Raw genomic sequence first — 14,405 nt, 5'->3', positions numbered from 1 at the left:
GGCGTGGTGCATCTGATTGATCAGGTTCTAATGCCCCCGTCGTTGCTGCCTCAGCCCACTATTGCTGAAATTGCCGTAAGCACGGAGAACTTGAGTATTTTGGTAGATGCCCTACAAAGGGTTCCCGATTTGTTGGATGCAGCTGGCAATGCTGAAGCAATGCTAACAGTATTTGCGCCTAGCAATGAGGCTTTCGCTATGTTATTAGAAGAAGACCCTCGCTTCAATAGTCTAGATGATATTCCGGACGATGTACTAGCTCAAATTTTGCAGTACCATATTCTGGGTGCAACTAAAGTAGCTGATGACTTAGAAGAGATGGAAGAAACCCTATCAGGAGAAAGTTTATCCATTGATAAATCTGACGGAGTAGTCATTAACGGAAATGTAACCGTTACTACTGCCGATGTAATGGCTGCTAATGGTGTAGTTCATTTGATTGATCGGGTACTAGTACCTGAATCTCTTGCCCCTCCTGCTACTATTGCTCAGATAGCGGCTGATACTGAGGCACTAAGCACACTAGTCGCTGCGCTACAACGTACCCCTGATTTACTTGAGGTTGCGGCTGACTTTAATGCCGACGTCACAGTATTTGCCCCAACCAACGATGCTTTCGGTGATTTACTAGCTACGTTATCGGATGCGTTAGGCGTTCAGTTAAGCGGACTAGAAGATGTGCCGGATTACGTATTACGCCGGGTATTAGAGTATCACATACTAAGTAGCGGTAAGCTAGCTGCTGAGCTAAGCGATGAAGAGGAAACCTTGGAAGGAAGTGATCTGGATATTGACCGAAATGGCGGAGTAGTCATTAATGAAACCACGAACGTAATTGCCGATTTGGCTAATATTGAAGCGGCCAACGGGGTGGTTCACGTAATTGATGAAGTATTAGTACCGGAATTCATCCTGGATGCTATCGGCACCATGTTGCAACCAGCGGTATTTGATGCCGAAGGTCGGTTCACCACATTCTTAGCAGCAGTAGAAGCCGCTGATGTGACAGTAATTACCGAGCCTAGTATTAATTGGACACTATTCTTGCCAACTAATGAAGCTTTCGCCCAATTTGTAGAAGACAACGGATTTGCTAGTGCGGAAGAATTGCTTGCTGCCGAAAACCTAGGTGATATACTGCTGTACCACTTAAGCGGACAACGTAAAGCGGTAGCTGACTTTAAAGATGGTGCTTCAGCAACACACTCTCGCTTAGAAGTAGATGGTAAGTTCCGAGAGATTAACGTGAGTAACAATGACGATGGGTTCTTTATCAACGGTGAAATTGAGGTGATTGAAGCCGATATTGAAACCAACAATGGGGTAGTACACGTAGTAGACGGCGTATTAATTCCTGCTAGCCAAACCGTAACGGAGATTGCCGTAGCGGCTACTCAGGGTGATGCTCCTCAGTTCACGCAACTGGTAGCAGCTCTCACCAAAGTAGAGCAAGCTAGTGCTGATAACGCTGATCTGCTTCCATTAGTAAGCATTCTGGATGAGAAGCGAGGTAGTACAATCTCTCCTTTCACAGTATTTGCCCCTACCGACGCAGCCTTTGAAGCACTTTACCAAGCATTAGGCGTAAGTGGAATTGACGAGATAGAGGCAACAACCCTACAAGCAGTACTTTTACTACATGTTTCTAGTGGTGAGGACTTTTATTCAACCGATTTAACCAATGGTGAATTGGAAACGTTAGGTGGCGACATCACCATTAACGCTGATAACCTTACCATTGCAGACGGAAGCGAAGATAGCGCTGATGCATCTATTGTTGGAGTAAATATCTTGGCTACCAACGGAGTAGTTCATGTAATAGACCAAGTTCTACTACCATAATAGGCGATTTGGTAGTATATTGAAACCCTGAACCTTTTGGTCAGGGTTTCTTTTTATTCGTTTATTGTCCAAATGTTAGCCATCAATTGTTGACTGGAATTGTGTAGTATGAATGTTAACATATTTCATCACCGTTATCGCTACTTATTTATCCTACTGCTGGCGGGGTATTCCTATTTAAATATTTTATTTACCAGTGGTGATCAGCTACTGGAAATCTCGTTAGCAAAATGGCAGTTTTTCACACTAATACTCTTAGTTGTGGTATTAGTATGGGAGATCAATCGTTGGCTCTGGAAGCAGGTTAGTCAACGTTTAGCGCTTAGCTTCTCTCGCCTAACTCCGCTAATCCCTTACTTCTTATTAAGTCTGATCAATGTGCTATTTTCTTCTTTAGTGGTAGTATATGGTGCTGCTTTGTGGCAGGGTGGAGCATTTATGGAGAACATGTCGCTGCTAAAATTGGCTCTAGCGTTTGCCTTCCGCATCAATTTATTCCTACATACCGTAAATGCTATTATCTACTTTAATAGTAAATTGAAGGATAGCCGACTGGAAGCAGAGCGACTTAAGACAATAAGTGCCGAATCTCAGTTCGAATCTCTCCGCAACCAGATCAATCCTCATTTTTTATTCAACTCATTTAACGTACTAACCGAGTTAGTTCACAAAGACGCCGATCTAGCTACTAATTTTATTCAGCAATTATCGCGAGTATATCGCTACTTACTATACAATCAGGAGAGTGAGATAGTGAGTTTGAAAGCAGAAATGGAATTTGTAGAGGCGTTTATTTTCCTATTGAGAATTAGGTTTGGCGAAAGCATTGCGATCCATACGGATTTGTCGGACCAACAAATGGAGCACTACACTATTCCTCCCGCTGCCATGCAGATTCCGGTTGAGAATGCTATCAAGCATAATATTGTTTCCAAAAAGAAACCACTTACTATTGAGATTTATTTAAAAGGTGACCATTTAGTTGTTCGTAACAATCTCCAGCGTCGCCAAACATATATAGAATCGGGAGGGTTAGGTCTGCAAAATATACAACAGCGGTTTGCCTATCTAACTCAGCAAGAGGTGCAAGTTGAAGAAAGCGAAACTCACTATACCGTTAAGTTACCGCTGGTGAAAAAAGTAGCCGTTTAACTATGGATGTACTTATTGTTGAAGATGAGCCTCTCGCCAGTGAACGGCTTACCGAGCTAATTTCTCAATGCGATGAGTCAATACAAGTACGAGATACTCTTGATACAGTAGAAGACTGCGTTGAGTTCTTTGCCAAAGAAGATCCGGTAGATTTGGTGTTTCTCGATATTCAGCTATCCGACGGAATCAGTTTTGAAATATTCAATCGAATTGAAGTAGACACTCCGGTAGTGTTTACCACTGCCTACGATCAGTACGCTCTGCAAGCTTTCAAACTCAATAGCATTGATTATTTACTTAAACCGATTGATCCGGCTGAGCTTAAGGCGGCTTTGCAACGGTTTATACGCCAGCAGATACGCCCGGTAGTAGATAATAGAATCTTGCAACAGATGTACGCTCGGCTAAGCCCACCTTACCAATCGCGCTTTTTAGTGAAATCTGGGAATCATTATCACTCTATAACTCAAAACGAGGTAGCTTACTTTCAAGCAGATGGGAAAGTGGTCTACTTAGTTACCAAAGAAGCTAGGCGCTACGTAATTGACCATACCATGGAACGATTAGAACAAGATTTGCTACCTCCCGAAGGCTTTTTTCGAGTAAATCGGTCCTACACTATAAACATAGATACTATTCAAGGCATACAGAATTATGCTAATGGCCGCTTGAAATTAACCCTAAAGCCTGCTGCCGAACAAGACATTATCGTCAGCCGAGAGAAAGTCACCTTCTTTAAAGCTTGGTTAAATACCTAAGCTATGCTTATTTTTGAGTATTAAAATTGGGGAATTGGGTTTTAGTACCCGTGCTATTCTAACCATTAAGATACAATTCCCAATGTCCGATACCTAAACCGTACTTTGATCTATGCATTATTTTTCTTCCCTCTTATTCATACTTGGCTTTTCAACGTCATTGTTTGCTCAAAACAATCCGTCGCCAACTTCGCTCAATCAAGACTCGCTACGAGCTGAAATTATGCAGCTACGCACTGAGTTAGAAGAAACTCAAACGAATCTACGCATATCGCATAATCGGTTTCGTACTGGTATTCTAACATCAGCCATTGGGTACTCTATCGTTATTTTGGGTGGAGTACTTGGCGGGAGCGAAGACTATGCTGAATGGGGTCAACCACTAATCTTCGCTGGCGGAGTAGTGGGAGTGGCCGGAGCAATATTCATTTTTAACTCTAACACCTATATTGGGCGTGCCGGGGGTATTCCATCTCGACGGGAACGAAAAGAAGATGAACGCTAAGAAGACGCTCGTTTTCGATTTTGATGGCACTATTGCCGACACACTACCCCATATTTTATCTATTAGCAATCGTCTATCTGAAGAGTTTGGTTACCGATACGTAGCCGACCACGAGATTGAAATGCTTCGGGGAGTACGTTCGCGCGAGGCACTAAAAATACTAAAGATTCCGCTGCTGCGCGTTCCGGCTATTGCTATTCGCATGAAAGCTGAATTGAAGAAAGAGATGCATCTGATTCAACCCATTAGCTCTATAAAGGAGGTGCTTGAAGAATTGAAAACAATGTACCAACTAGGCATTGTCACTTCTAATTCTCAATCAAATGTAGAGCGGTTTCTGGAGGCCAATGGTATGGCATTTTTTGAATTTGTCTATTCGTCACCTTCTTTATTCGGAAAAAGTCGAGTACTCAAGCGATTGCTCAAACGGCAACAGCTACAGCAGCAGGAGATGGCATATATTGGCGATGAAACCCGCGATATTGATGCGGCAAAAAAAACTGGTATTGATATGATTGCGGTATCTTGGGGAGCTAATACAGCCGAGGCACTGGCTCGCCTACATCCTTTACACCTTATTCACCATCCCGATGGATTATTAACTTTATTGGGTAAGTAAATAGCTTTATGAGACTAATTCTGTTCATTTTCATTTTATTCTTAGCTGAAAGATCTTTTTCGCAGCATATTGAAGGCAACGTGACGGTAGATTTAGAAACAGGAGTTTTTCAGTGTGATTTGGTAGTTTCAGATATCTATGGCTTAGACGATTATAAGATACTACTCAACCACGGCATGAATATTAAATACTTTAAGGACAGTGCCGGAGAGCTTATAAGGTACGATGGCTTCTACGATGGGGAAACCAGAGGCGAAGCGCTAGAATACTACTTCGTTGATGACCAAGGTCTTCCACTTAGCATTCCCTCTAGTTTTAAGGTAGAATACACCGGAGCTTTTCCCATCTACGATAGTAGTTATAATTGGTTTGACTTTAAAGGGTATATCGCTATCAACAGCCAAACAGTAAGGGCCACCGAGCAAGCTAAGTGGTATCCGGTTTTATACGATGTGAAGAATGATAGACTCATAGACCGCTATACATATGAGATCACCGTACAAGGCAAAAATTGTCGGAGTATATTTATTAACGGTAGCTCGCCTCAACCAGGGGAAATAGCCCACTTTTCTTCTTCTAAAGCGGTTCCTCTATTTCTTTTTGCCGGAAATTATGATTACCAAAGCGTCAACGGTGACTATTTACTTAACGTTGAAGTTGGCAATGAAGTGGCTAAGAAGATTTTCGATAATATCGATGACATTAAAAAGTTCTATGCGGCTACATTTGATCGGCAGTTCGAAGATAATATTTACATTGTTAGCCATCGAGCAGTAAAAGCAATGGGAAACAGTAATTGGGGGTTCAACGTGTATCCAGCCCTCGGATTTGCCAATCTTAATTTCAAAGAACTGCTAACGGACAAAGGAGTTTTCAAAGATCATCAATATCGCTTCTTCGGGCACGAACTGGCTCACAATTATTTTGGGAGTAATGTGATGTCGGGTGAGTTGTATTGGTTTTGGTTGGAGTCTGGCGCAGAGTATTTATCCTTTTATGTTTTAGAAAAATTCGTAAGCCAATCGTATTCAAGTGAGAAGTTATCCGAATACGCTAATCACATAAGTAATAACACCTTTGTACCGCTTACCAAAATAAAAAAAGCTGACGAAATTAATAGTGATTATCGGTACGTGCTAGGACCACTTATTCTGAAGTGCTTTGAGTGGCAATTTGGTAGAGAAAAAACGGTGTCAGTCTTGAAGTCGTTACTCGATACCTCTCAACAGAATACATTAGATATTAATACCTGGAAAGAAGCTGCTATCGCGAATGGAATCTCTAAAAAGGAATTTTCACTTTTCGAGAAGAAATTTCTGAGCAGTAATAATTTTAAGGAAAATGTTATTGAGCAAGTGAGAGAAAAGGCAAAAAGTAAGTGATAGAGATGACAGTAAACTACGATGGCAAGATTTTCAAGCCAGTCCAAAACACTAAAAATAGTGAAACCTCGAGCGAGACAGTCTTTCGTTACCAACAAAATGGGAACATACTGACTTCTGAGTATTCCGGTGGGAAAATCAAGTTGGGACACTTGCTGGGACTGGTAAACGAAGATGGAAGTATTAATATGCGCTACCATCAGGTGAACGATCGCGACGAATTGATGACCGGTATCTGCCATTCTACTCCCGAAGTAATGTCTAATGGTAAGCTAAGACTACACGAAGATTGGCAATGGACATCGGGTGATCAATCAAGAGGTAAATCGGTGTTGGAAGAGCAGTAAAGTGTTCAGGTAAATTGACTAGAAACTCTAACTTATGTGTAGCGTTATTAAGATAGAGATAGATCAACTGTAGAGTTATGAAACCGCATAAACAATCTATTAGTCAATTGATCCGAGATGCTGTGAGAGCAGTGGATACCGGTGCCGATGTCATTTTATATGGTTCCCGAGCTCGAGGTGATGAGCGGATTGACTCGGATTGGGACATTTTGGTGCTTACGGACTACCCAGTAGATTTAGCAATTGAGAGAAAATTTAGAAATAAAATATACGATGTAGAGCTAGATACCGGTGAGGCTATCTCTTTATTCGTCTACTCAAAAAAGCAGTGGCGTACTCAACAAAGTATCACTCCGTTTTACGAAAATGTTACTCAGGAAGGTATTGTATTATGACGAGCGAGGAACGATCGGAGTACGTAAAATATCGTATTGAGTCAGCTCGGAAAACTCTAAAAGCAGCAAAGGTACTAGCGCGTGGCGAATATTGGAATTCAGCGGCTAATAGGATTTACTACGCTGTATTTTACGCAGTAAACGCTCTGCTAGTACTCAACCATATACACACTAAGTCTCATTCAGCCACTAAAACTCAATTTTCTCTTTACTTTGTGGAAACTGGTAAAATTGATAAAAAGTACGGGCGACTTCTTTCTGAGTTATTTGATTTGCGGCAAAAAGGAGATTACGAAAATGTGGTAGATTACGATGGCAGTATGGTTGGGCCTCTCTTTGAATCTGTAGACGAGATGATCAAAATAATAGAGACAGAGATTAACAAGACAAAAACGCAAAAAGTCACCCCTCAATTTTCTTGTCTAACTCAATAATGGTGGTAGGAGTACCCGGACCACCGTTAGCCCCCTCGTAACGCAGAAAAAGCCCATCAGAGGCGCGGTACCATAACTCGGCCGACCAAAGCTTAGAAAGCACAAAATTATCAATGGTAAGTTTTACTTTCACCGATTCGTAGGTTTTTCCATCAATGGTGAGTGATTCGGTACCTACTTTCTTGGCTTCCATCTTCAGCGGGTCTAAATCTGAAACCAGCTTTAACACCCAAAATGATAGCTCCTGCTGGTCGGAAGCTGCGAATTCACTTAACCCGTGGTCTAACTTATTAAACCATAACCGCTCATCAATATCAACAGTTTTTTCAACTGACTCACCTTGGAACGTGCCCCAAATTTTAATTTGATTGTCGGTTCGTTGAGCTGTAAAATTATGTTTTTCTTTCTTGTCGCGTAGTACCCATTTTTCGGTACCTAGCTTGGGGTGAAACGTATGCTTAGAGTAACGCTCCTTTTCTTCTAATATCAATACTGGTTTGCTATTTTCTTGTTGCTTAACTACCTGTATGTCATAAGCGTTTTCTCCAAACAGCCCAGCGTATTGGTACTGCTGAGCTGATAATGGAGTAGCTATCGTTCCAAATCCAGTAACGAATACTAAAATAATACACTTATTCACTATGGTTGAAAAGCTAGACAAGGGAAGTAGTTAGGCACTCAACTTTTTAGCTTCCAACCATGTTGGCTTCCGAGTAATAATTTTTGCCTGAAGTGCATTAAGCAGGTTGTACAAGCCGAAATAAGTGCGGTTAATGTACAAGGCATCGCGGGGGCCACGGGCGGTACGAGAACGTCGTACTTCTTCAGTGTTGGATACTCGCTCGCTCAGCGCAAAAATTTGGGTAAAATAACTATCATCGGCGAAGTCAAATTCATCATAGTGGAACGGGCGACCCAGTAGCTGAATCATTTCCACAAAAATGGCCTTAAATACCTTCTTTTCCGCTTCCGAGTCGTTACTATTGATAAAAGCCAGATCGTGAAATATATCGTCCAGTTGATCGGGTTTGAGCAAAATATCCTGACGAATAAGGCTGAAATACTGCTGATAAAAATCATCAGGGATTTCCTTTACGCAGCCAAAATCTATCACTCCCATGGTGCCATCTTGCCGGAACAGAAAGTTGCCCGGATGCGGGTCAGCGTGAACTTGTTTGATATAGTGCACTTGATGATTGTAAAAGTCCCACAGGGCTTGTCCGATCTGGTTACGCACTTCCTGGGAAGGGTTCGTAGCTATGAACTCTTTCATGTGCTCCCCGTCCAACCAGTCCATCGTAATAATCCGCTCCGACGATAGCTCAGGATAATACGTTGGAAAATCGATGTTCTCGATATGGCCGCACTGTTCCGAAATTTCCATGCCCCGACGAACTTCCAAGTCGTATTCCGTTTCTTCAACTAGCTTGCCTTCTACTTCCTGAAGATAATGCTCCAGATCACGTTCGTTAATATTAAATAAACGGATAGCAAATGGCTTCACAATTTTCAAATCAGAAGTAATACTGTTGGCTACCCCAGGGTACTGAATCTTCACCGCTAGTTTTTTTCCGTCTAGCGTGGCTTGGTGTACCTGCCCAATAGAAGCCGCATTTTTTGCACTTCGGCTAAATGTATCGTACAACTCAGTGGGACCTTTGCCGAAATATTTCTGAAAGGTCTTTACTACTAATGGATACGATAAGGGCGGAGCACTATATTGGGCCATCGCAAAACGATCGGTATACGCGGTCGGGAGCAGGTTTTTATCCATACTCATCATCTGCAGTACCTTGAGCGCACTGCCCTTCAGTTCGCTTAACTCGCTGTAAATATCGGAAGCATTATCTTCATGTAGGCTTTCGCGACTTACGTTTTGTTGCAACGCTTTTTTAGCGTAATACTTAGCGTAATTGCCGCCAATTTTTGCTCCAGTACGCACAAATCGGGTAGCCCGCTGCACTTTGGAAGTGGGAATTTTATTCTGTTCTTTCATACTCGTTCTTATCGTTGCTGGTACAGGAATTTAGCGAAGTCTACTGCCGCATCAATCGGACCTCGGCCCATAATATCAAAAGATAGATTGACGGCTTTTTCGATAGCTTCATCCGTACGCTCAAAATTTTGACTATCATCTTTTATCCAGAACTGGATGACAAATTGTAACTGTCGCCACAATCCTTCGTCGTAGCGATTGCCGATTACCGGACGGCTTACGATCTCTCCAATTTCTTTGCCCTCGGCAATAAGTTCGTTAGCGTACTCCAAGAAGGTTTCCCGCAGACGGCTGAATACCTCAACGCTGGGGGATCGTCGCCCGGGGGCAGGTAGCTGATTTACTCGTAGCATTACGTAACTACGGTTATTTTTTAGCACTTCTACCATCGTATAATAAAAGGCCAGAAGCTTCTCTCGTACTGAATATTCCATATATACCGCATCACTCTGAATACGGGTGATAGTCTCCTCAGCGAAGCCTTTCCAAATATCTTTTTCTAATGAGGTAAAAGAGTTAAAGTAGTCATAGAACTCAACCTCTTTCTTCTTTTGCATGTTCATAAACTGGTATACTGAGGGGGGAGTCTTTCCGTGCTCAAGTAAATAGTCCATATATGCCTCTTTTAGTTTTTCGCCCTGATCGGCAGTTTGTTTTCCTTTCTTCGCTGCTGTTGCCATATTTATTTGATAACTAATAATAGAATGAACAAATGATTGAATAAGTAATTGGTGGCTAGTAGCTTCTGCTAAAATTCGGTATTAGATGACTGTACTTCTCTCTTTTGTACACGGTTATAAAAATGAATAGTTGGCTATTTTGTTTAATAATTTATAATTAAAATTAAACGTTTCTACCAGCAAATAAATTCGGCTATTCACCATTTTTTGATGACCGACCGTGTACTTGTACGTCAATTGGAATGGGCTGTTGTTGTTGATACATTTTTAATTCAACGATGTCAGCGGGTAAGTTGTACCCTTCTCGTAGCAGGTCCCGCACTACTTCAGTCATGATTTGACTCTTGAGTTTCAGGGTAGAGCCTTCAAAGTCGAAAGTATTAATCCAGAAGAAGGTTTTAAGATTGATGGTGCTGGTATCAAATTTAGAGATGGTAACAAACGGTTCTAAACCCGCTGACTTCTCTAGATTAGGATGATTATTTAGGGTCTGCATAATAAACTGAGTGGCTTCTACTACATCTTCACCGTAATCAATACCTACGTCAAAATCATGGCGCATCAGTCCATCGCGGGTATAGTTGATGAGTGGATTCTTGACTAGAATAGAATTAGGAATAAATATATCTCGTCCGTCGAAGGAGCGAACGTGGGTATTGCGTAAATCCATTCCTTTCACCACCCCAATAATGCTGCTCACCTCAATCACATCGCCGGTGCCAAACGGTCGCCCAAAAGCTAAGAATGCTCCCGATAGCAGGTTCTCGCCAATATCCCGGAAGGCAAAGCCAATAACAATGGCAGTAACTCCTGCTCCGGCTAGTAGCCCTTGAGCGGCAGCCCCCAATCCAGCCTGATTCAGAAAAGTCACTACTCCAAACAGTAGAAATAATAAGAAAATGATACGGCTGATGAAGTTGCCTAATAACTGGTCATCCATTTGTGGAGCAATCCGTCGTCGAAAGACCCGCTTAGCCAGCAGTCCTATAAAGACAAATATTAGCAGTAGCACCAATCCTACCCCAATAGTAGGAATTTTGGCTACCAGGTCGCCGTAAAAATCAGAAAAAGCCTCTACTATTTTTTCCTGCATGAGAATATAATCTGAATAGCGACGGTTTGTTTAAGAATTTGGAGATAGGAAACCGAAATCTAAAGACTAGAAAAGAGAAAACTATAAAAACTTCCGGTCTCTTGTTTCCAGCCTTCAGCTTCTATGTACTAAAACTTCACAATCAATTGAGCTCGAACATCGGTGCGGGTATTTGCGTCAATAGCATCTGCGCTGCTACCAATCACGTTACGATCACTGTAAACTGTTCGGCCAACCTTAGTCCAGAAACTCAAATGGCGGTTTAGCTTGTAGCGCAGTACCCAGTAAGTGCGGGAACCCCGACCAGAATAAGCAGGAATAGAAAAGGTATACAATAGATCGTTTTCGTAGATGTACTGGCGAGTATCGTAATCTTCGGCATCAAAGAGGGCAAAGCGCAGATCAGTTTTCCAGCGACCGCGCTGGTAGGTGACATCCTGAGCAATCGCCCAGCCCCGGTCAGTTTCTTGGTTTAAGCGGTAAGCTGTACGCTGCCAGCGGGTATTAAGCCGCAATCCTTCCAGTGGAACGTGAGTAATTCCCAGTGCTAACTGCCGTTTGTTGCCCGGTAGCGGCACCTTTACCGACAAACTATCTATTTCTACGTTGATGGCTTTTTGCTCCTCTCTTATTTGAAAAAATAAATTTGTCCAACGGGTGAATTGATAATCAAATCGGGCTAGTAGTTCGCGACCATCCGATGGAGCATCTACCCGAAACCGCAGCCAGGGAAAGCGAAAGTAATCGTAGTAAGCCGAAAGTGTTGCTTTTTTGAACGGTTCAATTCGCAATCCCCAATAGAATCCTTGCTCGTTGATTGGACGGGAGCCTTCACTTAGGGCGTTGCCGTAGAAGGAATGAAAGTCGGGTGAGTAGTGCCGTAGTACCCAGGCCATTTCTACGGTAGAAGACAAAGACGCACTGAGTCCACCGACAGTTCCCCAACCACCGCTAGCAGAGCGAGCTGCTTCACCAAAAAAATGGTAGTGCCGATAACGGTAGTTTCCGAAGATGCCCCAGCCTTCATTCACTGTTCCACCAAACTCGTGGCGGTTCCGTAGTTCACCCAAGCGTTGCCACGGGTGATTAAATTCAGTACGGATGTAGCTTACGCCAATCTGCCCGTTTTTACGACGGTTTTTAATAAGCACATTTCCACCGACTACTTGTTCCTGCACCTGATCTTGACTGCTACGCTCACTTTCGGTACGATGCCACCCACTGGTCTGTAACGATCGAAAATACCGTGAGCTATCGCTGTGGATATGTAGCTTAGCATCTAACCGTTGGTGAGAGACAAATGGAGTAAATTCCAACTGCATCGCACCGATATCTTGCTGAAGCGTAGCTGTTGCGCCTCGGAAAAAACCGGATTCGGTGCTGGAGGTGTACGGACGAACTTGCGAGCGAGTACGTCCGACTGAAGTAACCGCAAAAGCACTTTTCCCTAAGTTGAAGCCTTGCCCTAGTAATAGCCCCTGACCAAACTGCAAGCTGTAATCACCAATTAGAAGATTTTTTAGAGCATCTCGGTTTTGTAGCTGCACATGATACGACTGAAAATCAGAGCCGTATTGTGATTGGGCAGATTCCCACCGGATGGCTTCCCCTGCATCCTTCTCTAATGTTAATCCTAAACTAAAATCATTCCGACGACTCACTCGCAGACGAGTATAAAGTTGCGGTTTGCTTCCAATAAATGGAGTGGGTGAAAGTGGATCGGTGAGCGTATCCTGAGGAATAAAGCCTCGCTTAGTTTCTAGCGTGGTAGCTTGCCGTAAAATAAGCAACTTATCTGCCCATTGCCACCGTTCCACCCAGGATAAAGTATCTATCGGCATGATTTCTACTGAAGTAAACGGTAGCATCTGCTGAATAATGGTGAGATCAAATGCGGGAATAAACTGTAGCTCGTACACTGTGCGTAAATTGCCGTAGCGTTGGCGGTAATGCAGTAGATTACTTATCTGCCGACTACTTAGAAAAAATAGTTCTTGTAGCTCTTCTTCATCGGCTTGATTGAGGTTAATCGGTTGGGTATACAGTTGATACAGTATCTCGTACTGTTCTTCGTAGGCCACATCTTCATCCTGCTGGGTGAACAGATTTTCTAACAGCGTTTCAAAGGCTCGTTCGGGAGAAGATTGTGCGTAACTCTGTTGAACCAACGCACTGACTAAAAGAACGATGATCAAAACTCGCATCAGCGCTCCAGTTTGTAGACCAATGACAATTGATGTGATAGTCCTAATTCGCTATGAGTTCGTAGGGCGTAATCAATCTGTAGCAAGCGATGGTTTAATCCCAAACCAAAAAATTGTCGGAAGTAAGTGGTTTGCACTCCGCAGCGGAAGTTAATCTTCTTTAGTGCTGTGTACTCCATCCCGAATTTTGCGTTGGTTTTGTGTTGTACTCGGTGCTCTACTTCAGCTACTAAACGAATTGTTTCCGTTGGACGGTAGTTTAGCCCGGTTTGCAACTGAGTAGGAATCTTCTCTTCGGTAAAGCGTGATTTTTTGGCTTGAGTCAAATTGGTGATCTGCATTCCGAAGGTGAGTTCGGGCGATAATTTGGCAATACCACCTACATCTACTGCGGTAGTAAAACGAGTGCCGACCGTTTCAATATGGTACTGATATCCGTTGAGGCGCAACCCAAAGCTGAACTGACTAACACGGTGACCAAACCCTAATGCAATTTGGTCTTCACTATACAAGGCATCTCCGAAACGGTACACGCTCAAGCTGCCTACCCCGAAGTTTAGTGGTTTAATAACTCCCACCCCAGCAGCGTGTATTCCTTCTGAGAAACCGAAGCGATTCTCGTAGCCAGCTACCAGCGCGGTCTGTTTTACCCAGGCTAACCCGCCCACGTTGTAAAATACCGACCAAGCATCGCGCTGAGCTACTCCAGCCTCACCCATACCCGTCGCCGGGCCACCCAACGACTGAGAGAAACTAGAGGTGCCGCCTAGTAAGAGAGTCATTATGATGACGAAAACTTTCATAGAATCTTACCTGCGTGTTAAGAGCAAGTAATATCAATCATTTGGCGGTAGACTGCATGGTAAATTGCGTAAGTATCCTACGGATGTATAAATGATCGTAAAATTGAAAGAAATAGGTTGGGCTTTTGCCTGCTTACTACTAATGCCGAGTGCCTTTGCGCAAGTAACTGACGATTTTTCGGACGGAAACTTTAC

The 14,405-nt window shown here is 43.0% G+C and carries 15 protein-coding genes; 9 read left to right on the top strand and 6 right to left on the bottom strand.

Features of this window, described 5'->3' with window-relative positions:
- The 9 genes from WBA23_RS06985 to WBA23_RS06945 all read left to right on the top strand — a co-directional run.
- Positions 1 to 1,842 (top strand): fasciclin domain-containing protein (locus tag WBA23_RS06985; RefSeq protein ID WP_424581540.1); only part of this gene is annotated, 1,842 nt, incomplete at its 5' end.
- Positions 1,843 to 1,950: 108 nt separating this feature from the next.
- Positions 1,951 to 2,994, top strand: coding sequence for a sensor histidine kinase (locus tag WBA23_RS06980; protein WP_424581538.1), 1,044 nt, complete (start codon positions 1,951 to 1,953; stop codon positions 2,992 to 2,994).
- 2 nt (positions 2,995 to 2,996) lie between these two features.
- Positions 2,997 to 3,752, top strand: coding sequence for a LytR/AlgR family response regulator transcription factor (locus WBA23_RS06975; protein ID WP_424581536.1), 756 nt, complete (start codon positions 2,997 to 2,999; stop codon positions 3,750 to 3,752).
- 112 nt (positions 3,753 to 3,864) lie between these two features.
- Positions 3,865 to 4,257 (top strand): hypothetical protein, encoded by a 393-nt coding sequence (locus WBA23_RS06970; protein WP_424581535.1) that lies wholly within the window; start codon positions 3,865 to 3,867, stop codon positions 4,255 to 4,257.
- The gene (locus WBA23_RS06965; RefSeq protein ID WP_424581533.1) at positions 4,247 to 4,876 is read left to right on the top strand and encodes an HAD-IA family hydrolase; all 630 of its coding nucleotides are present in this window, start codon (positions 4,247 to 4,249) and stop codon (positions 4,874 to 4,876) included. The genes WBA23_RS06970 and WBA23_RS06965 overlap by 11 nt, the downstream gene beginning before the upstream one ends.
- An 8-nt stretch (positions 4,877 to 4,884) precedes the next feature.
- A complete protein-coding gene (locus WBA23_RS06960; protein WP_424581532.1) occupies positions 4,885 to 6,258 on the top strand; it encodes a hypothetical protein in 1,374 nt (457 codons plus the stop codon).
- A gap of 5 nt (positions 6,259 to 6,263) precedes the next feature.
- Positions 6,264 to 6,605 carry a n-acetylglutamate synthase gene (locus tag WBA23_RS06955; RefSeq protein ID WP_424581531.1) on the top strand — a complete coding sequence of 114 codons (342 nt, stop codon included), beginning with the start codon at positions 6,264 to 6,266 and terminating at the stop codon, positions 6,603 to 6,605.
- 77 nt (positions 6,606 to 6,682) lie between these two features.
- Entirely contained in the window at positions 6,683 to 7,000 is a 318-nt protein-coding gene (locus tag WBA23_RS06950) for a nucleotidyltransferase domain-containing protein (RefSeq protein WP_424581530.1), read from the top strand.
- A complete protein-coding gene (locus tag WBA23_RS06945) occupies positions 6,997 to 7,434 on the top strand; it encodes a HEPN domain-containing protein (RefSeq protein WP_424581529.1) in 438 nt (145 codons plus the stop codon). Before WBA23_RS06950 ends, WBA23_RS06945 begins: the two co-directional genes overlap by 4 nt.
- Here the strand turns inward: WBA23_RS06945 and WBA23_RS06940 are convergent.
- The 6 genes from WBA23_RS06940 to WBA23_RS06915 form a co-directional block, all read right to left on the bottom strand.
- Positions 7,403 to 8,074 (bottom strand): hypothetical protein, encoded by a 672-nt coding sequence (locus WBA23_RS06940; RefSeq protein WP_424581528.1) that lies wholly within the window; start codon positions 8,072 to 8,074, stop codon positions 7,403 to 7,405. The two genes, WBA23_RS06945 and WBA23_RS06940, sit on opposite strands and share 32 nt — an antisense overlap.
- A gap of 30 nt (positions 8,075 to 8,104) precedes the next feature.
- Entirely contained in the window at positions 8,105 to 9,430 is a 1,326-nt protein-coding gene (locus WBA23_RS06935; protein ID WP_424581527.1) for an ABC1 kinase family protein, read from the bottom strand.
- Between the two features lie 8 nt (positions 9,431 to 9,438).
- A complete protein-coding gene (locus WBA23_RS06930; RefSeq protein ID WP_424581525.1) occupies positions 9,439 to 10,110 on the bottom strand; it encodes a TetR family transcriptional regulator C-terminal domain-containing protein in 672 nt (223 codons plus the stop codon).
- A gap of 193 nt (positions 10,111 to 10,303) precedes the next feature.
- Positions 10,304 to 11,203, bottom strand: coding sequence for a mechanosensitive ion channel family protein (locus tag WBA23_RS06925; protein WP_424581524.1), 900 nt, complete (start codon positions 11,201 to 11,203; stop codon positions 10,304 to 10,306).
- 128 nt (positions 11,204 to 11,331) lie between these two features.
- A complete protein-coding gene (locus WBA23_RS06920; RefSeq protein WP_424581523.1) occupies positions 11,332 to 13,407 on the bottom strand; it encodes a ComEA family DNA-binding protein in 2,076 nt (691 codons plus the stop codon).
- Positions 13,407 to 14,189 carry a hypothetical protein gene (locus WBA23_RS06915; protein ID WP_424581522.1) on the bottom strand — a complete coding sequence of 261 codons (783 nt, stop codon included), beginning with the start codon at positions 14,187 to 14,189 and terminating at the stop codon, positions 13,407 to 13,409. The genes WBA23_RS06920 and WBA23_RS06915 overlap by 1 nt, the downstream gene beginning before the upstream one ends.
- Between the last annotated feature and the right edge of the window lie 216 nt (positions 14,190 to 14,405).

Origin of the sequence: Tunicatimonas sp. (genome assembly GCF_049647865.1) — a bacterium.
In the GTDB taxonomy this organism is placed as follows: Bacteria; Bacteroidota; Bacteroidia; order Cytophagales; family Cyclobacteriaceae; genus Tunicatimonas.
The sequence above is the reverse complement of the archived record's forward strand: the minus strand, read 5'-3'. Positions and strand labels throughout refer to the sequence as shown.